Raw genomic sequence first — 20,001 nt, 5'->3', positions numbered from 1 at the left:
GCTTTGCAGATCATTGAGGCTAGAAAGTCATCGTCGCGGTGACCCACCCCGAGCGCGGCGCGCCGAGCAGCCATTGGGTGCCGTCGTTCTGCGTGGAGACCGCATAGGTCCGGTTGGTCAGATTGCGCAGATAGAGCGCGAGCGTCAGGTTGCGCGTTGCGCGCCACGACGCGGACGCATCGACCAGTGTGTACGACGGAATCGACACGCTGTTCGCGTTGTCGCCGAAGCGCCGTCCGACATACTGCACCCCGGCTCCCGCGCGCCAGCCAGGCGCGAACGCCCAGTCGAGCCACACGTTCGCGGTCTGCTCGGGGATGTTGTAGGGCACGTTGCCCGCGCGCGACACGCTCTGACCATCGACCGCCTCGTCGAAATCGTCGTACCGCGCGCGCAGCAGCGCCGCATTCGCCTCGACCGACCAGCCGCCGCCCAGCCGCAGCGCGCCCGACCATTCGACGCCGCGCGACGACTGCCGGCCGACCTGCTCGCTCAGATCCGGGTTCAGCGGATCGGTGCTCACGAGGTTACGTTTCACGATCTGGTACACCGCGAAGGTCCAGGAGCCGCGGCCGCCGAGCACTTCCTGCTTGACACCCGCCTCCCACTGCTGACCGGTCGACAGCGTGAACTGACTGTTCGATTGCGACAGCGTGATCAGCGAACTGACACCGTCGGTGCCGGTGGTGTACTGTCCATACACGGACAGCGTCGGCGTAAGCGCGAACACAAGGCCCGTGCGCCATCCGGTATGGGCGAACGTCCTGTCGAACGACGCCGCCGCAGTCGTGGCAGTCGCGAACGTGTCGCGATGGAAGTCGATATGGTCGTAACGCAGGCCACTCACCCACGCGAGCCGGTCGGTCAGCTCGAACCGGTCCTCTGCAAAAAGGGACGCCTGATGCGTGACGGTGCGAAACGCGGGCACGGTCGGATCGGGACTGTCGAACACGCCCGGATCGAAACCGGATGCCGGCACGATCGACGAGCCGCCGTATGGTGAATTGCTTGTATCGACAAACGAGATCACATTGAAGTCCGCGCCGACGACCAGCCGGTTCTGATGGCCCCATGCATGCCCGTCGATCGTCGTGTCGAGCTGGTCACCGATCTGCCGCTGATGATGGAGGATCTCGATGTAATCGCTGCGCAACACATCGCCATCCGGTTGCAGGGCGTAGCTCTCGCTATCGTGCCAGTGGCGGTTGGTCAGCAAATAATAGAGCTGGTTGCGCACCGTGATGCCAGGCATGGCGTGCCACTTCGCGTTCAGCCGCGTCCACTGGTCGTAATAGGAGATCGCGGAATCGGCGACGTTGTAGTTCTGGTACCGGAACGCCGGATTGAGCGCGCCGTCGAGCACCGGAATCCCGAAATAACGTGCCGGCTTCTGGCGCCCGTAGTCGTAGTCGAGTGTGAATGACAAGGTCGGATCGACGTCGAGGCGCAATGCGCCGCCGAGCGCCGTGGTATGCGAATCGCCGCGCGGTACCCAGCCGTTCGAGCGGTCATCGCTCACGTAAAAGCGGTATGACAGCATGGGCCCGAGCGCGCCCGTCGTATCGAGCGCCACGCGCTTCTCGCCATAGGCGCCCGCGCCGAGCTGGACCGTGGTCGCGTAGTCGCGCTGCGGCGCCTTTGGCACGACGTTGATCACGCCGCCGATGCCACCCTCGCCATAGAGCACCGACGCCGGACCGCGCAGCACCTCAATCCGGTCGACCGACCACGTATCGAACGGAAAGGTCACCGTGCCTGCGCCAGGATACATGCGCGTGCCGTCATAGAGCGTCGTGATCGACTCCGGCCCGCTGAAGCCGCGCACCGAGACCGAAGTGCCGCCATTGCCGGGTGCCGCGTCGGTGGCAAAGCCGGCCGCACGCGTAATGGCCTCGTTGACCGTGGTGTCGCCGCGCACCTGAATCTGCTCACCGGTGAGCGTCTCGACGCTCGCCGGCGTATCGAGGCTCGATAGTCCAAGCCGGCTGCCGGTACGGATCGGCGTGCTCAGGTCCGGTGTATCCGTATGGCCCGATGCCTGGACCTTAACAGCCGGCAGCGTCTGTGCCGGCTCCTGCGCAGATTGCCTGCTCTCTGCGGCCGGGCCGCTGCCGTCATCAGCAAACGCGGATGACGCGCCGATCAGCCACGCGCAGCCGAGCATCCCCGCTGTGAGCTGACGTCTGCGGCGTCGCTGCGCTCGCGACGGCGAAAGGATCGAGGTTTTCTTCATTGTCCTGCTCTCTTTTCTTTTTTCTCTGGCGCTACCGTATCCGGTGCGCCTGTTTTTTATGCGCTCGACACACGTGCCGATCCACCATGTCATCGACGCAGTGAAACGCCGCACGATTGCCGGAAACACGAACCAGGCATGCCGTGCTGACCGGCGACACTTACCGGGTCAACACAGACGACGGGAGAAAAAGAGGAAGCAACGGGCAGCCGATGCCCGGTGGACACTGAGGATGCAGGTCATGACGGTTCTCCTGGGGTTTCGCGCCCCATGACAGGTGAAGGAAGACAAGGCCCAGGTCTGACTCCCGGTTTCAGGAAACCGGTCACAGTGGCGCGACCGCGCTGGATTTGCACCAGCTTCCGGGCTTTGCGTGCGCAATTCTAATCGATCGCACACTCAATTCCCCCGCGCCCCGGCCTGGCTACCGCATGCCTGCACGTGCAGGCTGCCCGCTTTATGTCCGGGTCATCGCGCCAGCGGTCGGATCGCCCGCGATTCCGGCAGAACGATACCTAACCCGCATCGTAAACGCAACATAGTTGCGATAATTAGAAAAGTGAACGCTATACTTGAGTCTGCTTCACCGCATACATTCCTGCATTCATGCCCCGCCTGATCCAGATCCGACGCAGTCCCATCCATGGCAAGGGTGTCTTTGCCGTTGCCGACATTCCGCGCGGCTTGCGCATCATCGAATACAGGGGGCGCGCATTACCCACGCGGCAGCACGACGCCAGCATCCCGTCAACGCCGAAGACCCGTTCCACACCTTTCTGTTTGCGCTGAGTGACGGACGCTACTGCATTGATGCGGGCACCGGCGGGAACGCCGCCCGCTGGATCAATCATCGTTGCGCACCGAACTGCGAGGCGGTTGAAGACTACGACCGCCAGGGGATCCTGCGCGTGTACCTCCATGCGAAACGCCTGATCCACGCAGGCGAGGAACTGAGCTTCGACTACAGCCTTCAGTTCGATCATCCCGCCACTGAGGAAGACCGTCGCAACTACCTGTGCCGCTGCCGCTCATGGAACTGCCGCCGTACGATGCTGGCGACGGTTGAGGTCGACGGCATCGCCACCCCCCGGAAACTTTGTCGATGAACAGGAGCGCAAACCGGGACCCTACACGAGCGCAGGTCATCACGTCGTACGTCGATACGTTCGCCGCACTGCTGCGCGAGCCGATACCCCTTCCGGACATCTCGCAGAGCACAGCGACGCCGAGGAGCGTGGACCGCACGCGGCCGCTTGCGCTGATCGTTTCGCCCCACCCCGATGATGAATGCCTGACCGGCGGACTTGCGCTCAGACTGCAGCAGGAAGCAGGCTTTGAGGTACTGAACGTCGCCGCTACACTAGGCAGTAATCCGGGCCGCCGCAGTGAACGATGGAACGAGCTGTGCCATGCGTGTACCCGGCTTGATTTTGCGCTCCTGGATCCAGCCTTCGACGGTCGCCAGCCGGTCACGCCGGCGCGACGCCGCGCCGACCCGGCAGGCTGGGCCCGTGACGTCGACCGCCTCGCCGCGCTGTTCGACGACTACCGGCCCCGCGTGGTCTTCTGCCCGCATGAGCGCGATGGCTCTGCGACGCACATCGGTGTCCACTGGCTCGTGCATGACGCCCTTCAGCACCATGCCCACGCCGTCTGGCTTGCGCAGACAGAATTCTGGGGCACCCTGGAGCAGCCCAACACGCTTGTCGAACTCGACAGCGCAAGCGTCGTGACCATCATCGAGGCGCTGACCTGCCACCGTGGTGAAATTGCCCGCAACCCCTATCACCTGCGCCTGATGTCATGGCTCGCGGACAGCGTGCGGCGCGGTGGCGAGGCTGTGTTCGGTGCCGGAATGCAACCGCCGTCCTTCGCCTTCGGCGCGTTGTACCGGCTCGAGCGCTGGGCAGGCGGCCGGCAGACGGCAGTCGGGCGTCCGATGGCCATCGCTGCGGAGGATGGCCTGCAACCGCTGTTCGACCAGGGCATGCCGCCAGGTCCATGACGACGACCATACGACACGCGTGACCTTGCCCGCGCAGGACGATGTATCATTCCGTTATTGGACAGTTGCATCCACGGTCATTCATGCCTACCCGCCACTCTCCGCGCAAACATCCACCACACGCTCCTACCGACTGGCCATCGCGCCTGCGCGAGGCGGGGCTGCGCTCCACTGCGCTTACCGTTGCCGTGCTCGAACGCCTGGAGGGCGCCGATCAGCCCCGTTCGCACGAAGAGCTCGCCCGCGATCTGGGCGCCGCTACAGGTGCGGGAAAAGTGGATCGCGTGACCCTCTACCGGATCCTCGACCGGCTGACTGCCGTTGGCCTGCTCACCCGAATCCAGGGATCTGACCGGGCTTGGCGCCATGCAATCGCAAAGCACGAGAGCTCCACTGGTTATTTCGAGTGCGATCATTGCCACAACATTTCTGCGCTTCCGGAAGATCCGGAACTGGCCGGTGTGCTCGCCCGGATCGAGCGCAAGCTTAGCCGCCGCGGCGTTCATAGCACGAACTCTGCCGTCACGATTCACGGTACCTGCCACGACTGCTCGACCCACGGCGTGTGAGCACGCAGGATCATTGCACCTGATTCGGCGGGTCGAAAGCAGGTTATTAACGCCACTTTGTTGCATTAATAACCAACCCTGTTACCATGGGATTTTCTGCTGGCGCCCGCCGTACCCATGACCTCGCCGATTCCCCAGAGCTTCGATGACTGGCAGCACTGCATTGAGCACGAGTGCGGCATCACGCTGACACCGGCGTTCATCCAGGAACGGCTGGCCGTACTCGGCGACCCCGGCAATGCCGGGACGCAGCGGTTTTCGCGGCTCTACGGCGAAGTGCACCTGCAACGGGTACTGGACTGGTTTGCTGCCGCGCTCGAAAACACGTCACTTCGGGCATGACGCATCGGGTGTGAACCAAGTCCCTCGTCTGCTGACCGCCCCCCCTCAGGAGAACCTTCCCATCATGACTGCCTCGCTCCAATTCGCTCCTCGCACATCCGTCGCCGAAGTCGAGGAAGGTCGCTCGTTCTCGCCCAGATTTGGCCCTGATGGACTGATTCCCTGCGTCGTCAGTGATGCGGGCCGGGACGACGTCCTGATGGTCGGCTACATGAATCGGGAAGCCCTTGCGCGGACGATCGAGACCGGTATCGCCCACTACTGGAGCCGCAGCCGCCAGACGCTCTGGTCCAAGGGTGCGACGAGCGGACTGACCCAGCGTGTAGTCGAGATGCGCATCGACGACGACCAGGACGCGCTGTGGATCCGCGTCGAGGTGGCGGGCAGCGGCGCGAGTTGCCACGTCGGTTACCGCAGCTGTTTTTACCGCGCGGTCGACCTGCCCGAAGCAACCTTGCGGTTCACGGAAGGTGCGAAGACGTTTGACCCCGTCGCCGTGTACGGCGAGGCGCCCAATCCCACGCAGCTCTGACCGCTTCCGGGCGTCATGCCGGCGTGATCGCCATCGCCCTGTCGAAGCGGACCGGCTGTCCCACCGGGTATCCCTGCACGGCGTCATCGCGCATCACCAGACAGCCACGAATGATTGTCGCGACCGGCCACCCCGTCACCCGCATGCCATCGTAGGGCGTCCAGCCACAGACGCTTGCGATCCAGCGGTTCGTGATTTCGCGCCTTGCCTTGAGATCGACGAGCGTCAGGTCGGCGTCGTAGCCCACGGTGATGCTTCCCTTTTCCGCTATCCCGAACACCCGCGCCGGACCCGCGCTCGTCAGTTCCACCAGACGCTGCAGCGACAGCCGTCCCTCGCTGACGTGATCGAGCATGACCGGCAATAACGTCTGCACGCCCGGCATGCCGCTGGGTGACTGCGGGTACGGGCGGCCCTTCTCTTCCAGCGTATGCGGAGCGTGATCACTGCCCAGCGTGTCCACGCGCCCCTCCCGAAGCGCGCGCCACAGCGCCTCCCGGTGCCGGGCCTCGCGGACCGGCGGATTCATCTGCGCAAGCGTGCCCAACCGCTCATAACATTCGGGCGCACACAGGGTCAGGTGGTGCGGCAGTACCTCGACTGTCACCCGGCTGCGGTGCGACGCCAGCAACGCGATTTCTTCCGCCGTCGAAACGTGCAGGATATGCAGCGGCCGTCCTGTTTCGCGCGCCATGCCGACGATCCTGCGCGTCGCATTGAGCGCGCTATCCACGTCACGCCAGCGTGGATGGTCGCGCACGTCGCCCGATGCTTCTGCGATTGACCGGCGCTCGCGCAGTCTCGCCTCGTCCTCCGCATGCACGGCCACCCGCCGCCGGCCGTGCTCGAGGATGCGCCGTAGTACAACGTCGTCATCCGCGAGCAGATCGCCGAACGAGCTGCCCATAAAAACCTTGATGCCGGCGCAGCCCGGCAACGCTTCCAGGTAGCGCAGCTCACCAGCGTTGACGGACGAGCCACCGATGTAGAACGCGATATCACACCACGCGCGTCGTGACGCTGCCGCGATCTTCCGTTCGAGGTCGTCGCGGCGCAGCGTCAACGGACTGGTGTTGGGCATCTCGAAAACGGCCGTCACGCCGCCGAGCACCGCGCCTCGCGTGCCCGCTTCGAGATTCTCCTTGTGCTCGAGGCCCGGTTCGCGGAAATGGACCTGTGAGTCGATCACGCCAGGCAGCACGTGCAGGCCGTGTGCATCCACGACCTGGTCAGCGCTCCAGCCGCGCGCGTCGATCGAAACGATCCGGCCGTCAACGCAGGCAATGTCCGCCTGCCCACTTCCTTCCAATCTGACCACGGTACCGCCGCGCACGAGCAGGTCGGCATGACGGCTTGCGGCGCCCTTCGACGTCAGCATGCCGGTGCGCACGCCACAGCGCTGGTCAGTTCATCCAGGATACCGGTCGTCGCCTCGCGGCGCACGGCATCCGAGAATCCGATCAGGGCGGGACTGATCAGCCCCATGCGCGGATTGTATGCATCGCGCCGGAAGCACTGTGCGTAGCCGGTCGCCGTCTCATGCACGATCACCGACTGGACCCTGACATCCGCCTCGCCGTTACGCATCGGCATCGCACGCATCACCACATCAACCAGCACGAAGAACACGCGCGAGAGTTGCTCCGCGCTGGGCGACACCGGCAGAGCAATCCAGCGCTGCGAATGGCTGCGGCACATCTCCATGTACCCCGGGTCGTCGCAGTTCCAGAACACGAGCGTATGGTCGAACGCATCCACGATCTCCCGGACCTCCCCCTTGAGGAGACCGAAGTCATAAACCATCTGGCCGTGATCGAGCGCATCGGCCTCGAGAATGATCTCCACGCGATAGGAATGGCCGTGGATCGACCATGCACAACGATGCGATGACGCATGCCGCACGACATGCGCACCTTCAAACGAAAACAGCTTGCGGATCAACATCAGTCATCCCCTACGGTCACAATTCGTTCGCGATGCGGCGGTATCCCTGAACGAGCCTCACATTGGTCTGCGCGACGTCCTCGGAGAACTCTGACGCACTGGCAGTCACCTTCGGAATCGTCGACAGGTCGGTGCCCGGCCCGATGCGCTGGGTCGACGGCACGTAAAAGCCTGCTGGAAGGTTGCAGCCGTCAACTACGGCATTGTGGCGGACCACACAGCCTTCACCGACGGTGCAGTTGAACAGCACGCTGTTAAAGCCGATAAACACACGGTCGCCGACTTCGCAGGGACCATGCACAATCGCGCGGTGAGCGATCGATGTATGGCTGCCGATCGTTACCGCAGCGCCCGACTTCGAGTGGATCACAACGCCATCCTGGATGTTCGAGTGCGCGCCGATATGGATCGGTTCAATGCCGCCCTGCGCATCCGTCTCGTCGGCACGGATCACCGCGTACGGGCCGATGAATACATTCTCGCCGACGATGACCCGTCCACACAGGATGGCGGTCGGATCAACAAACGCGCTTTCGTGGACCACAGGCAGGTCCCCACGTGGATTTTTTCGGATCATGCCCGGACTCCGTGACTTCGATGCCAGACTGTCCCTTCCAGCGTGTCCTCGATCTGGATACCGGCGCGCAGCAGTTCGTCACGCAGCGCATCGGCCTCCCCAAACGCCTGCTGCCGGCGTGCCTCGCCGCGGCGGGCCACGATTGATTCCACCCACGCGTCGTCCGTGACGGAAGTCGCGTCGATACGGCCGCGCAGTGCGACCAGTGCCTGAGCAGGATCCTGCTGCAGCAGGCCGAGCAGTTGTGCGGACGCCAGCAGGCGCGCCTTCGCCCATTGCTGCGACGGTCCCTGGGAAGCCTGCTCAAGATCCTGCAGCAGCCGATACAGACGGGCGAGCGCGCGCGGTACGTTCAGGTCGTTCGAGAGGGTCGCCTCCACCTCGCTGTCGGGTCCGGTCCCCAGATGCGGAAGTCCCGAGACGGCATCGAGCGCCATATAGGCCCGCTGCAGTGTTCGGCATGCCGCCTGTAACCGCTGCACGGTCCAGTCGAGCGGATGACGGTAGTGGGTCGAAAGCAGCGCCAGCCTGACCGCCTCGCCGGGCGCGTGCGCGAGCAGATCGCGCACCAGCAGCACGTTGCCGAGCGACTTCGACATCTTCTGCCCGTCCACGGTGACGAAGCTGTTATGTACCCACATCCGGCAGTACGGCTCACCATCGTGCGCGCAGACGCCCTGCGCGATCTCGTTCTCGTGATGCGGGAAGATCAGGTCCTGGCCGCCACCGTGGATGTCGATGGTACGTCCCAGATGTCGCCCGATCATCGCTGAACATTCGATGTGCCATCCCGGGCGGCCGCGCCCCCATGGACTGTCCCAGCCAGAGATGTCGTCGGTCGAAGGTTTCCAGAGCACGAAGTCGAGCGGATCGCGCTTGTATGGCGCCACTTCCACCCGCGCCCCGGCAATCATGTCCTGGGTACGGCGCCCCGACAGCCGGCCGTATGCCGGAAAGGACGGCACATGAAAGACCACGTGCCCCTGCGCGACATAGGCATGCCCGCGCTCGACGAGTGCCTCGATGAGCGCAATGATGTCCGGGATGTGCGCTGTCACGCGCGGCTCAATGTCCGGTGGAAGGACGCCGAGCGACTGCATGTCCTCGTGGTACGCATCGATGTATCGCGACGTGACCTCGCCAATCGGTACGCCATCGCGGCGCGCCATCTCGTTGATCCGGTCATCCACGTCCGTGAGGTTGCGCGCGTAGCGCACCGCCCGGTAGCGCCGTCGCAGCAACCGCACCAGCACATCGAACACGACGGCTGGCCGTGCATTGCCGATGTGCGCATGGTTGTACACGGTGGGACCGCACACGTACAGCGTGACCGCATCCGGCACGCCCGTCTGCAGCGGCTCCCTGCGGCGGGTCAGCGTGTTGTAGAGCGCAATGGGAGGCATCGTCATCCGGAATGCGCCTCCTGCGCACGGATCGCGCCCACCTCGCTGAACAGCCGGAAAGTCGATTCGACCGTTTCACGTTCGACCGCGCGGGTAATGAACACAATGCGCGAGCGGCGATCGTCACCCGGCCATGCATCGAGCGGCACCGGCGGATGGAACACGTGCTGCACGCCGTGAATGACGATCGGCCTGTCCTCGCCTTCCACGTTCAGGATCCCCTTGATGCGCAACATCGACGGGCCCATCAGCGACAGCAGCACGTCGAGCCAGTCGGTCAGCACCTGTTCCGGAATGGGGTCGTCGACCGTGAAGCAGAACGCGCAGATCTGGTCGTCGTGGCGGTTGACATCATGGGCGTGGTCATGACGGTGATGCGGGTGTTCATCATGTTCATGCGGCTCATCGGCATGAGCATCCTGCGCATCGTGATGGCCGTGTTCGGGCCCGTCATCTTGCGCATGCTGATCCACATGGTCGTGGTCGTGATGAGCTTCGCCGGGGTGATGTCCATCGTCGCCCGAACCATACCGCTCTTCGGCGAGCCACCGTTCGACGTCCGCAATCTTGCCGTCTGCCGTGAAAAGACCCAGATCCAGTATCCGGCTTGCCACCAGCTCGCCGTGACTGACGCGGATAATGCCCGCGGCCGGATTGATTGCATGCAGCCGGCTGGCGAGCCGTTCCAGCGTCTCCACGTCCACGAGATCCGCCTTGGTCAGCAGCAGCCTGTCTGCCATCGCGGCCTGTTTGACCGCCTCGGCGTGCGCGTCGAGCGTCGCCTCCGCGTTTCGCGCATCGATCGTCGTCACCAGCCCGTCGAGCCGGTAACGCTCGCGCAGGTCGCGATGCGTAGCCAGTGTATGCACAATCGGCGCCGGGTCCGCGAGCCCGGTCGTCTCGATCACTACCCGGCTGAACTGCCGCCGGCCGTCGCGCGAGAACCGCCAGTGGATATCCTTGAGCGTGCGGACCAGGTCGCCCCGGATCGTGCAGCACAGGCAGCCGCTGCTCATCTCGACCACGATGTCCTCGCGGCTGTGGGCGATGAGCATGTGATCGAGCCCGATCTCACCAAACTCGTTGATGAGCACCAGCGCATCGGCCATTTCCGGCTGCTGCACCAGCCGGTTCAGTAGTGTCGTCTTGCCACTGCCAAGAAAACCCGTCAGCAGCGTTACCGGAATCAGGTCCATCGCGCACTCCCCGTGTCGTATGTCCAGCTTTCCAAGATGTGGCGGTTGCGCCTGGGTGCCGGTGCGGGACCCGCGCCCCCGCCGCGTCGGGCGTTGCCCGCCACGCTGCGAACGGCGTGTCATCGCGCCGGCTCGCAGAGTCACACCGCGCCTTCTTCCTCTGGCACCCGGCCGCCCCACGCAGGGAACGGGTCGTCATACTGCGTCCATGCCTGCGGACCTTCAGCCATTTCAGCGTCGGTGAGCAGGCACGCATCCAGGCGTTGGCGCAGTGCCGGCTCGTTCATGTCGACACCAATCAGTACCAGTTCCTGGCGCGCATCGCCGACGTCCGGCTCCCAGTTGCGGTTGATGAATTCGAGGGATTCGGGATCGGTCGGCCAGTGCGATTTCGGCACTGCCGCCCACCAGAGGCCCGCCATGCCGTGGCGGCACACTGCGCCCGCCTGCGACCACGAGCCCGCGTGCGTGGGACGGCTCGCGAGCCAGAAGAACCCCTTCGAGCGCACGACGCCCGGCCATTCGCTGTTGACCAGCGCCCCGAAGCTCCCAGGATGCATCGGACGCCGTGCGCGCCACACGAAGCTGCGGATGCCATATTCTGCCGTCTCGGGCGGGTGCTCCCCGCGCAGTTCCTTGAGCCACCCTGGCGCCTTCGACGCTTCCTCGAAGTCGAACAGCTTCGTATCCATTACGCGGGCGAGCGGCACGCGACCGAATTCCGAGATCTCGATGCGGGCCCGGGGATTCAGACTGTGCAGGATCGCCATCAGGCGCTCACGGTCAGCATCGCCGATCAGGTCGGCCTTGTTCAGTACAATGACATCACAGAACTCGATCTGCTCGATCAGCAGGTCAACGACCGTACGCTCATCTTCATCGCCGAGCGACTCACCGCGCGACTGCAAACTGTCCTGTGAGCTGTAGTCGCGCAGGAAGTTGAACGCGTCGACGACCGTCACCATCGTGTCGAGCCGTGCGACGTCGGAGAGGCTCTGACCGCTCTCGTCGGCAAACGTGAAGGTCTCGGCCACGGGCAGCGGCTCGGAGATCCCGGTCGATTCGATCACGAGCTGGTCAAATCGTCCCTCTTTCGCCAGGCGGTTGACTTCGAGCAGCAGGTCCTCGCGCAGCGTGCAGCAGATGCAGCCATTGCTCATCTCGACCAGCTTCTCGTCGGTGCGCGAGAGCTGCGCGTCACCGTCACGTACGAGCGCGGCATCGATGTTCACCTCGCTCATGTCGTTGACAATGACGGCGACGCGCCGCCCTTCCCGGTTGTTCAGAATGTGATTGAGCAGCGTCGTCTTGCCCGCGCCGAGAAAGCCTGAAAGGACCGTAACCGGCAGTCGTGCATCCATGAAATGACTCCTCGTATTTCTGTATCAGGGGATATCGATCGCAACCATGACACGGGGGCTGGCGCCGGGCGGCATTGCCGGCGAACGGTGAATCGCCCCATGCGAGCGCGTATCGGGCCACCACTCGCCCTTGAGGACGGCAACGGTGAAGGTGGGAATCTCGTGAACGCACGCACTGTCGGGAATCAGGCCCGAGCGCCCGTCCGGCAGGCCGCCGCCGTTCGGCCCGAGCCGGCTGCGATGGGCGCACCGGCGCTCAAGATATTCGGTGCCGGGGCCCCGCCACGTGCATGGCAACCGCGCCGGCACGTTGTCCACATGAAAGCGCGGACACGTCGTCTGCCTTGTTACCTCAATGCGTAGCCTTGCACTGCGACTGTCGAGCAGTATGCAGAGCGTCGCCGCAAGCGTTGACAGCTCGCGCCCGAACACCGCGCCCCCCTGCAGCCGTGGCCACGGGCCATCGACCACCGGCTCACCCTTCTTCCACTGCGCCATCCAGCGTACGGAATCAATACCCGAACGGATGACGGCATCCAGATAGCCGCTCACACGCGCGTTGCGCTCACGCGCTGCCGATGCGACCTCGCGCGACGGATCGTGGATCGCCGACAGTTCGCATGCCAGGTTTTTGTACGCCTGATCGCAGACGTCGGCTTCTTGCGCATGCATGACAGCCTCCTTAATCGGGTACTGGACAGGGAGCGGGCTTGCGATGCGCTCCGGCACATGCCCCCATTATACATAAACGCAACTATGTTGCATTATTAAGGTTGGCAGGATTGTGCGTATATGCACGTATTGAGAGGTGACAGCAGGAAGAGATCCGTCGCGTCGCGTAACAGAATGGCCACCGGCTGGATGACGGCATGTGGCACAATCCGTGCCGAGCTGGGCCGCGTCGACGTTGCCCTGAAACGGGGGCGACATGCGCCGGTCCCTACTGCCGATGCATGTCCGGCGGCCAGGCTAGAACGTTGTGCGCAGTCCCACCATTACACTGCAACCACCTTCGGGAGCGATATCCCGGACGACCGAACTCGCATAACGGATGTCCTGGTTCGTCAGGTTATCGCCGCGGACATAAGCCAGCCAGTTCGTTGAACCGACGTGAAACCGATACGTCAGGATGAGCCCGAGTTTCGTATAGCTGGCAGTAGGCAAGTCATCCTGGGGAACGCGGTGCTGCCCCCACGCATGCTCCATTTCGGCGCGGGCGCCGAACGGACCATAACCGTAGTCCACCGCGAGCGTCGCGCGCAGCGGCGAAATGCGGGGCAGTGGTTCATCATTATCCATGTTGCGCGCGTGCGTGTAGTCGCCGACCAGTTCGACATCGACCTGGTGCGCCCCCCTCTGGAATAGCCGCCACTTGCCGTCGAGCTCGATGCCGTAGAATTCGGCGCGCACGCCGCGATACACCGCCTCGTTCAATGCGTCGTCGGTACCGGGCGCGACCACCTGGTCATCGTCATCGACCAGCCGTCCCGTGTTGTACTCAGTCAGATAGTTTTTGAAGCGGCTATAGAACACGCCGACGCTACCCCGGTTCGGACCACTCTGATAGCGCAGCGACAGGGCGGTCGAGACGGCCTTCTCCTTCTGCGCACCGGGATTGCCGATCAGGTACTCCGGGTCGCATCGTGGGGACCGTTCGCGAACAGTTCATAGAGCGCCGACGCACGGTCCGTGTAAGCAACGTTGCTTACCACCGACCACGCAGGCGTGCATTTGTACAACGCGCCAAGCGACGCACTGACGGCATTGAAATCACGGTCCATTGCACTCGCGAACCTGTCGTGTCAAACGCCTGATCTCGGAATTCGCGGGCCTGCCTGTTACAAGTATGTACTGGCCAGGCGCGTGCACGTACAGACTACCGGCCAGATCGATGAACTGCAGGTCACGCTCGACGCATTCCTCCGCCAACGCGAGCGTCAAATAGGCAGTGGCCAGCAGGACTGGAAAAGTCGCGGTGCGGTTCTTCGCCACGAGGACGCTCACTTCCGCCCGCGATCTTATCCGGCCTCGTGCCGCGAGCGTGTATTGCTGGACCGCGCCGTTCACATCGAGCGTCAGCTTCCCCTCCTTGGTCAAACCATCACTTCGCCCAGCCGGACGAAAGCCGATAACATTCAATGGAACGCGGCTGCGCCGGGTTGCGTCGCTGATAAGCTGGTTCACCCTTTATGAACGCATAAAAAATCTGAACATCCCCTGACTTCCCTGCGACACGTGTGGGCGCAGGAGAACCGTAACCTGAAACATCCATCACTGTATCGTCGACCCGGCGTTGCGTTTGCGCAAAAAGCGTCACAATTTCAAGCGAGCCGCAAATGAGTACGTAAAGAAGTAAGTTTTAACGGCGACTTTGAAAAATAATCGTTAACAATCAATGCACTACAAGACAAATGCGAGTCCTCTCCTGGACACTCAAAGCTTAAGCGGCGCAAATTAATCAGTAATCCACATTAATTCTCAAACTCAAAACATGGCAACACAGAAATGATTACCCGACACTGACATGCAATGAAACGCGTGCCTAGGTACTCGGTATATCAGCAACCAACTCGATAGGGGCATGCCTTGGTGGCAACTCGTCGCCAATCATCGCGCCGCCCGCCGGCAATGTGCTTTCCCTAGCGCGCATGGCCAACGACATATCGTCATGTTTGTCCTTGCTACCCGCAAGGCGAGGGGATAGTCGGCCCGGCCTTGACTCATCCGTTGTCGTTGCTCGATGAATTGAGTCCGATCGCATGCGTCCCGGAGCTCCTCGTCGCTGACGTGACCGAGATGTCGCTCAACGATTTCCTTGTCAGACTCAACGCGCTTTAGAATGAGTGTACGACCAGTGGAGCGAGAACCGTGAGCCATCATTTCTTGCCCAAAGACCCGCGGGTCCGCAGCGCTGCGTCAACAGTACCGTCCAACATGGACAGACCGGCCTTGTGGCTTGAGAAAACGCGTCCCTCCGGACCGATCAGCAGATATAAGTCCCAGAGGATTAAACGGCCTCCTTCACTGCGCAACCGCCGAAATCTACGTCCACGACTCATGATCTCGAGAGCTTTGCGATGCTTTGTGCGCTCGCCCTAGTCGACGACGCTTTCGATCCGCTTCTTGTTCATCAGTTCGCAGTTCCACCCGACGCTTCCTCCCTACAGCCAGCCACCCTCACGCAGTTGCGCTTCGCTCGCCGTGGTCACCTCGCGGTGGGGCTTTCACAAGAGTGCGCCCATATTCGACGCGCAAAGAAAAAGGCCCTGTCCACCGAAACGGACAGGGCCTTTTTTCTTTACTGCGCCACATTGCCCCGCATGGGTACAAACGTGGGTACTGCGTGTTCCGCCTTAGGAAGCACCTTAAAATCAAGCACTTACAGACCAGATTGGCGGAGACGGAGGGATTCGAACCCTCGATCCAGGTTTTGGCCCAGATGCTCCCTTAGCAGGGGAGTGCCTTCGACCTCTCGGCCACGTCTCCCAAACTTTCGCTCGCGCAGGGAGTCAGCGCGACGAAGCCAAGATAATAGCGGGCCGAACCGCCAAGGTCAATGTCTGACGAACACTTTTTGTGCCAATCTTTGTCATCGGCGGTGAAATCTTTTCACCTCGGCCACGCGGACAAATATGAACAAACCGAACGCTCCTGTACGCCCCGCTGTTCGAATCAATTTACGCCTGATCCAGCTCAAAAGCCTTGTGCAGCGCGCGCACCGCGAGCTCCATATATTTCTCGTCGATCAGCACGGAAATCTTGATTTCGGAGGTCGAGATCATCTGGATGTTGATGCCCTCTTCCGACAGCGTGCGGAACATCGTGCTCGCAATGCCCACGTGCGAACGCATGCCCACGCCCACCACCGACACTTTCGACACCTTCGGATCGCCCAGCACCTGTTCGGCCTGCACGTGAGCCTTCACCTGGTTCGTCAGAATCTCCATGGCGCGCTGATAATCGCCACGGCCGACCGTGAACGTGAAAGCCGTTTTGCCTTCGACGCTCTGGTTCTGGATGATCATGTCGACGTCGATATTCGCTTCCGCCACCGGGCCGAGAATCTGATACGCGATGCCCGGCTTGTCGGGCACACCCATCACGGCGATACGAGCTTCATCGCGCTGAAACGCGATACCCGAGATGACTGCTTTTTCCATGGTCTCGTCTTCTTCAAAAGTAATCAGGGTGCCCGACTTCATTTCAGCGTCGAGCGGGATGAGCGGATCGGTCAGGCTCGACAGCACGCGCGTCTTCACCTGATATTTGCCGGCGAATTCCACCGAGCGGATCTGCAGCACCTTCGAACCCAGGCTTGCCATTTCCAGCATTTCTTCGAACGTCACGCGATCGAGCCGGCGCGCCTCTTCCACCACGCGCGGGTCAGTCGTATACACACCGTCGACGTCCGTATAGATCAGACACTCGTCGGCCTTCAACGCAGCCGCGACCGCGACCGCCGACGTATCCGACCCGCCGCGGCCGAGTGTGGTGATGTTGCCGTTGGGATCGATGCCCTGGAAGCCCGTGATCACCACCACTTTGCCCGCGTCGAGATCGCGCAGCACGCGCTCGCCGTCGATTTCGCTGATGCGCGCTTTCGTGAACGCGCTGTCCGTTTTGACCGGCACTTGCCAGCCGGCATAGCTGACCGAGTCGACGCCGGCTTCCTGCAGCGCGATGGCGAGCAGACCCGAGCTGACCTGCTCGCCGGTCGCGGCGATCATGTCGAGTTCGCGCGGGCTCGGCTGGGTCGTGATCTCTTTTGCGAGGCCTAGCAAGCGGTTGGTTTCGCCGGACATTGCCGACGGCACCACGACCATCTTGTGGCCGGCCTTATGCCATTTCGCGACGCGCTTGGCGACGTTCTTGATGCGCTCGACGGAGCCCATCGAAGTGCCGCCGTATTTATGTACGATGAGTGCCATTGTCGTTCTGAACTGAAGGAGAAACCGCGCTGGCGCTGGCGACGTCCGCACAAAAGCACAGGGGCGCAACGTCTTGTGAACGGCGGCAAAGTGTGTAGCGGCGTGGGTGCAGCGCGCGTGCAGCACGCGCGGATTTGCCCGTGATTGATCGCTAATGGCTTACCGGGAAATTCGGATCACGATCGGAAAACCGACAAAAGCGAGGGCAAAAGGGGGCCGGGCAAACAAGTTAACGTACCCGATCGAGCGCAAAAAGACAAGCCGCACGGGCCGTGGACAGGCGCGGCGCGCCGTCTGCAAAGCCTTGCCGGGTGCGTATTCACGTCCTATTCCGCGGTTCACCGGCTGGATCGCCGGGTGTCCGACCGGCCGGTCAGGCGATCAGCAAATCTTCGCGCCAGATGATCCGGACGCGCGCTTCGGTCAGCGGCACGTGCGCCGGCAACGCCGCGCGGTTCACGCCCAGCAACGGGACGAATAGCAGTTCGTCGCCGATATAAAGCAGCGGCACGTCGCGCTTCCACGCGGGAACGCCGCGCTCCTGGAACAGGTTCTTCAGCGTCCGACTGGACGCGCCGGGGGCGTCGCTCATGCGCATGCGTTCGCCGCCGCGGCGTGAACGTGCGCTCAGCAACGCGCGCTGAAGCACGCTGACGGGAATCGCGTCGGGACTGCGTGCAGCATCGGAAGCAGCCGGGTCCACGGCTGCGAACACGAAGGTGCCGCGCCATTGCGGCAAGCGCCACGTCGCCTCCCCTTGCCACGCGAGTTCGCTGGTCTCGCGTGCCGAAAGCGCGGTTTCGTCAGCGGGATCGCTGCTGTCTCCCGCTTCCCAATAGACCAGCCCGCGATAGCTGCGCAACGCATGCCCCGCATGGTCGATACGCAGACGGTGCCCGTCGCCGTTCGAGCCAAATTGCGCCACTTCGCGCAGTTGACGCAGCGCATCGCCAAGACGCGCGCTCGATGCTGCGATGAACCCTTGCAAACGCATCCAGTAGCGCAGCAGGTTGAGCGCGCGGTCGTCGTCGAGCGCGATGAGCGCGTCGTGCGATAGCGCGCGCCCTTCGTCGCGTGAAACCGTTTCGAGGTCGATGCGCGCGAGCTCGTCCAACAAGCGCTGTGCCGATGCCGCATGCGACGCCGTGCGCGCGAGCGCATCGCGGAAACCAGGAAAGTGAACCGCTAACGCCGGCGTGACTTCGTGGCGCAGTGCGTTGCGTGCGTATCGCGTATCAGCGTTCGATTCATCGTCGATCCAGCGCAGATTGCGTGCGCTCGCATACTGCTCGAGTTGCGCGCGCAGCAGATGAAGCAAAGGCCGCACGCGCGCCGCCGCTGCACCCGGGGGTGAAAATTCCGGCGCCATCGCCGCAAGACCTGCGAGGCCTGCTCCGCGCAGCAGTTGGAGCAGCACGGTTTCCGCTTGATCGTCAGCGTGTTGTGCGAGCCATAGAGAACTCACGCCGTGCTCCGCGCAGAGCGCGTCCAACGCGCGATAACGCGCGTCGCGCGCCGCAGCCTCGACGCTCACACCCACGTCGCGCGGCACGTCCACGTGCCGCGCCGCGAATTCGACGCCACGTTCCCGTGCAAACGCCTCGCAATGCGCGAGCCACGCATCGGCGTTCGCGCTCAGTCCGTGATGCACGTGAAGCGCGAGGCAATGTGACGGGCCGGCCACACGCACGGCCGCATCCAGCAGCACGCTCGAATCGACGCCGCCGCTAAATGCAATCGCAATCCGCGCGTTCGCGGGCAGCGCGGCAAGCGCAACGCCGACCGCCTCGCGAACGAGGCGGTCGGCGGGCGATTCGGCGGTGGGAGTCACGTCGTTAGCGCGGTATTAACGCGTCAAGCGTCAATGGACGGAGGAGAACGCGCGCGGGTTCAGGCACCCGGCGTCGTTTCCTTGAACTTGCCGTACGACATCAACCGTTCGAAGCGGCGTTGACGCAGGTCGTTGATGCTCATGCCCTGGAACTGGCGCAGCGAATCGGCGAGCGCACGGCGCAGCATGGCGGCCATGCCCTTCGGATCGCGATGCGCACCGCCGAGCGGCTCATTGACGATCTTGTCGATCAGGCCCAGCGCTTTCAGGCGATGCGCGGTGAGGCCCAGCGCTTCCGCTGCTTCCGGCGCTTTCGCAGCGCTCTTCCACAGAATCGACGCGCAGCCTTCCGGCGAAATCACCGAATAGGTCGAGAATTGCAGCATCAGCACGCTGTCGCCGACCGCGATGGCGAGCGCGCCGCCCGAACCGCCTTCGCCGATGATCGTTGCGATCAGCGGCGTTTTCAGCTCGGCCATCACGTACAGATTGCGGCCGATTGCCTCTGACTGTCCACGCTCTTCCGCGCCGATACCAGGATAGGCGCCCGGCGTGTCGATAAACGTGAAAATCGGCAGGCTGAATTTCTCGGCGAGACGCATGAACCGCTCCGCCTTGCGATAGCCTTCCGGACGCGGCATGCCGAAGTTGCGCAGCGCGCGCTCCTTCGTATCGCGGCCCTTCTGATGGCCGATCACCATGCAGGCCTGGCCATTGAAACGTGCGAGGCCGCCGACGATCGACAGGTCGTCCGCATAGTTGCGGTCGCCGTGCAGTTCGTGGAAATCGGTGAAAAGCTCATTCACGTAATCGAACGTGTACGGACGCTGCGGATGACGGGCGATTTGCGAAACCTGCCACGGCGTGAGATTCGCATACAGATCTTTGGTGAGCTGCTGGCTTTTCTTGGACAGCCGCTCGATCTCTTCCGAAATATCGACGGCCGAATCGTCCTGCACGAAGCGCAATTCTTCGATCTTCGCTTCGAGTTCAGCGATCGGCTGTTCGAAATCCAGAAAGGTGGTCTTCATTGGTTTTAATCCTTGGACTTACCGGCAGCGCGTATTCTAACCGCGCTCG

The 20,001-nt window shown here is 62.9% G+C and carries 17 protein-coding genes, 1 tRNA gene, 1 pseudogene and 1 riboswitch; of the genes and pseudogenes, 5 read left to right on the top strand and 14 right to left on the bottom strand.

Annotated elements, in window-relative coordinates:
• Positions 1-19: 19 nt before the first annotated feature.
• Positions 20-2,233 carry a TonB-dependent receptor gene (locus C0Z16_RS03535; protein ID WP_102630829.1) on the bottom strand — a complete coding sequence of 738 codons (2,214 nt, stop codon included), beginning with the start codon at positions 2,231-2,233 and terminating at the stop codon, positions 20-22.
• 243 nt (positions 2,234-2,476) lie between these two features.
• Positions 2,477-2,621, bottom strand: a riboswitch (adenosylcobalamin (AdoCbl) riboswitch).
• 184 nt (positions 2,622-2,805) lie between these two features.
• On the opposite strand from C0Z16_RS03535, the gene C0Z16_RS03530 reads away from it, so the two are divergent.
• From C0Z16_RS03530 to hisI, 5 genes are all read left to right on the top strand, one after another.
• Complete coding sequence (locus tag C0Z16_RS03530; protein ID WP_244201143.1) at positions 2,806-3,339, top strand: SET domain-containing protein; 534 nt, start codon at positions 2,806-2,808, stop codon at positions 3,337-3,339.
• On the top strand, positions 3,336-4,238 hold the full coding sequence (locus tag C0Z16_RS03525) for a PIG-L deacetylase family protein (protein WP_102630828.1): 903 nt from the start codon (positions 3,336-3,338) through the stop codon (positions 4,236-4,238). The genes C0Z16_RS03530 and C0Z16_RS03525 overlap by 4 nt, the downstream gene beginning before the upstream one ends.
• A 41-nt stretch (positions 4,239-4,279) precedes the next feature.
• On the top strand, positions 4,280-4,807 hold the full coding sequence (locus tag C0Z16_RS37300) for a Fur family transcriptional regulator (protein ID WP_146014269.1): 528 nt from the start codon (positions 4,280-4,282) through the stop codon (positions 4,805-4,807).
• 117 nt (positions 4,808-4,924) lie between these two features.
• Complete coding sequence (locus tag C0Z16_RS03515) at positions 4,925-5,149, top strand: hypothetical protein (RefSeq protein WP_102630826.1); 225 nt, start codon at positions 4,925-4,927, stop codon at positions 5,147-5,149.
• 64 nt (positions 5,150-5,213) lie between these two features.
• Positions 5,214-5,681 carry a phosphoribosyl-AMP cyclohydrolase gene (gene hisI / locus C0Z16_RS03510; protein ID WP_102630825.1) on the top strand — a complete coding sequence of 156 codons (468 nt, stop codon included), beginning with the start codon at positions 5,214-5,216 and terminating at the stop codon, positions 5,679-5,681.
• Between the two features lie 13 nt (positions 5,682-5,694).
• Here hisI and C0Z16_RS03505 read toward each other — a convergent pair whose 3' ends face one another.
• The 13 genes and pseudogenes from C0Z16_RS03505 to C0Z16_RS03445 all read right to left on the bottom strand — a co-directional run bounded on the left by C0Z16_RS03505 (position 5,695) and on the right by C0Z16_RS03445 (position 19,952).
• Positions 5,695-7,059 carry a dihydroorotase gene (locus tag C0Z16_RS03505; protein WP_102631000.1) on the bottom strand — a complete coding sequence of 455 codons (1,365 nt, stop codon included), beginning with the start codon at positions 7,057-7,059 and terminating at the stop codon, positions 5,695-5,697.
• On the bottom strand, positions 7,053-7,625 hold the full coding sequence (locus tag C0Z16_RS03500) for a 6-pyruvoyl trahydropterin synthase family protein (RefSeq protein WP_102630824.1): 573 nt from the start codon (positions 7,623-7,625) through the stop codon (positions 7,053-7,055). The genes C0Z16_RS03505 and C0Z16_RS03500 overlap by 7 nt, the downstream gene beginning before the upstream one ends.
• 16 nt (positions 7,626-7,641) lie before the next feature.
• The gene (locus C0Z16_RS03495; protein ID WP_102630823.1) at positions 7,642-8,202 is read right to left on the bottom strand and encodes a gamma carbonic anhydrase family protein; all 561 of its coding nucleotides are present in this window, start codon (positions 8,200-8,202) and stop codon (positions 7,642-7,644) included.
• The gene (gene cysS, locus C0Z16_RS03490) at positions 8,199-9,611 is read right to left on the bottom strand and encodes a cysteine--tRNA ligase (protein ID WP_102630822.1); all 1,413 of its coding nucleotides are present in this window, start codon (positions 9,609-9,611) and stop codon (positions 8,199-8,201) included. The genes C0Z16_RS03495 and cysS overlap by 4 nt, the downstream gene beginning before the upstream one ends.
• Positions 9,608-10,801 (bottom strand): CobW family GTP-binding protein, encoded by a 1,194-nt coding sequence (locus C0Z16_RS03485; RefSeq protein ID WP_102630821.1) that lies wholly within the window; start codon positions 10,799-10,801, stop codon positions 9,608-9,610. Before C0Z16_RS03485 ends, cysS begins: the two co-directional genes overlap by 4 nt.
• Positions 10,802-10,941: 140 nt before the next feature.
• Positions 10,942-12,162 carry a zinc metallochaperone GTPase ZigA gene (gene zigA, locus C0Z16_RS03480; RefSeq protein WP_102630820.1) on the bottom strand — a complete coding sequence of 407 codons (1,221 nt, stop codon included), beginning with the start codon at positions 12,160-12,162 and terminating at the stop codon, positions 10,942-10,944.
• A 24-nt stretch (positions 12,163-12,186) separates the two neighbouring features.
• Positions 12,187-12,834 (bottom strand): DUF1826 domain-containing protein, encoded by a 648-nt coding sequence (locus C0Z16_RS03475; RefSeq protein WP_102630819.1) that lies wholly within the window; start codon positions 12,832-12,834, stop codon positions 12,187-12,189.
• 297 nt (positions 12,835-13,131) lie between these two features.
• Positions 13,132-13,961, bottom strand: a pseudogene (locus C0Z16_RS03470) (TonB-dependent receptor); the annotation flags it as partial.
• Positions 13,933-14,259, bottom strand: coding sequence for a hypothetical protein (locus C0Z16_RS38060; protein ID WP_102630818.1), 327 nt, complete (start codon positions 14,257-14,259; stop codon positions 13,933-13,935). The pseudogene C0Z16_RS03470 and the gene C0Z16_RS38060, both read right to left, overlap by 29 nt.
• 1,295 nt (positions 14,260-15,554) lie before the next feature.
• Positions 15,555-15,648: transfer RNA gene (locus tag C0Z16_RS03460), tRNA-Ser, on the bottom strand.
• Between the two features lie 191 nt (positions 15,649-15,839).
• Positions 15,840-17,090, bottom strand: coding sequence for an aspartate kinase (locus C0Z16_RS03455; RefSeq protein ID WP_102630817.1), 1,251 nt, complete (start codon positions 17,088-17,090; stop codon positions 15,840-15,842).
• A 373-nt stretch (positions 17,091-17,463) separates the two neighbouring features.
• Positions 17,464-18,921, bottom strand: coding sequence for a tRNA lysidine(34) synthetase TilS (tilS, locus tag C0Z16_RS03450; RefSeq protein WP_102630816.1), 1,458 nt, complete (start codon positions 18,919-18,921; stop codon positions 17,464-17,466).
• 59 nt (positions 18,922-18,980) lie between these two features.
• The gene (locus tag C0Z16_RS03445; protein ID WP_102630815.1) at positions 18,981-19,952 is read right to left on the bottom strand and encodes an acetyl-CoA carboxylase carboxyltransferase subunit alpha; all 972 of its coding nucleotides are present in this window, start codon (positions 19,950-19,952) and stop codon (positions 18,981-18,983) included.
• Positions 19,953-20,001 lie beyond the last annotated feature (49 nt).

This window comes from Paraburkholderia rhynchosiae (assembly GCF_002879865.1).
In the GTDB taxonomy this organism is placed as follows: Bacteria; Pseudomonadota; Gammaproteobacteria; order Burkholderiales; family Burkholderiaceae; genus Paraburkholderia; species Paraburkholderia rhynchosiae.
The sequence above is the reverse complement of the archived record's forward strand: the minus strand, read 5'-3'. Positions and strand labels throughout refer to the sequence as shown.

Bases quoted from the DNA above. Each gene is read 5' to 3' on its own strand.
- C0Z16_RS03535 (WP_102630829.1), bottom strand. From the start codon at position 2,233: ATGAAGAAAACCTCGATCCTTTCGCCGTCGCGAGCGCAGCGACGCCGC.
- C0Z16_RS03525 (WP_102630828.1), top strand. From the start codon at position 3,336: ATGAACAGGAGCGCAAACCGGGACCCTACACGAGCGCAGGTCATCACG.
- C0Z16_RS37300 (WP_146014269.1), top strand. From the start codon at position 4,280: ATGTATCATTCCGTTATTGGACAGTTGCATCCACGGTCATTCATGCCT.
- C0Z16_RS03515 (WP_102630826.1), top strand. From the start codon at position 4,925: ATGACCTCGCCGATTCCCCAGAGCTTCGATGACTGGCAGCACTGCATT.
- hisI (WP_102630825.1), top strand. From the start codon at position 5,214: ATGACTGCCTCGCTCCAATTCGCTCCTCGCACATCCGTCGCCGAAGTC.
- C0Z16_RS03505 (WP_102631000.1), bottom strand. From the start codon at position 7,059: ATGCTGACGTCGAAGGGCGCCGCAAGCCGTCATGCCGACCTGCTCGTG.
- C0Z16_RS03500 (WP_102630824.1), bottom strand. From the start codon at position 7,625: ATGTTGATCCGCAAGCTGTTTTCGTTTGAAGGTGCGCATGTCGTGCGG.
- C0Z16_RS03495 (WP_102630823.1), bottom strand. From the start codon at position 8,202: ATGATCCGAAAAAATCCACGTGGGGACCTGCCTGTGGTCCACGAAAGC.
- cysS (WP_102630822.1), bottom strand. From the start codon at position 9,611: ATGACGATGCCTCCCATTGCGCTCTACAACACGCTGACCCGCCGCAGG.
- C0Z16_RS03485 (WP_102630821.1), bottom strand. From the start codon at position 10,801: ATGGACCTGATTCCGGTAACGCTGCTGACGGGTTTTCTTGGCAGTGGC.
- zigA (WP_102630820.1), bottom strand. From the start codon at position 12,162: ATGGATGCACGACTGCCGGTTACGGTCCTTTCAGGCTTTCTCGGCGCG.
- C0Z16_RS03475 (WP_102630819.1), bottom strand. From the start codon at position 12,834: ATGCATGCGCAAGAAGCCGACGTCTGCGATCAGGCGTACAAAAACCTG.
- C0Z16_RS03455 (WP_102630817.1), bottom strand. From the start codon at position 17,090: ATGGCACTCATCGTACATAAATACGGCGGCACTTCGATGGGCTCCGTC.
- C0Z16_RS03445 (WP_102630815.1), bottom strand. From the start codon at position 19,952: ATGAAGACCACCTTTCTGGATTTCGAACAGCCGATCGCTGAACTCGAA.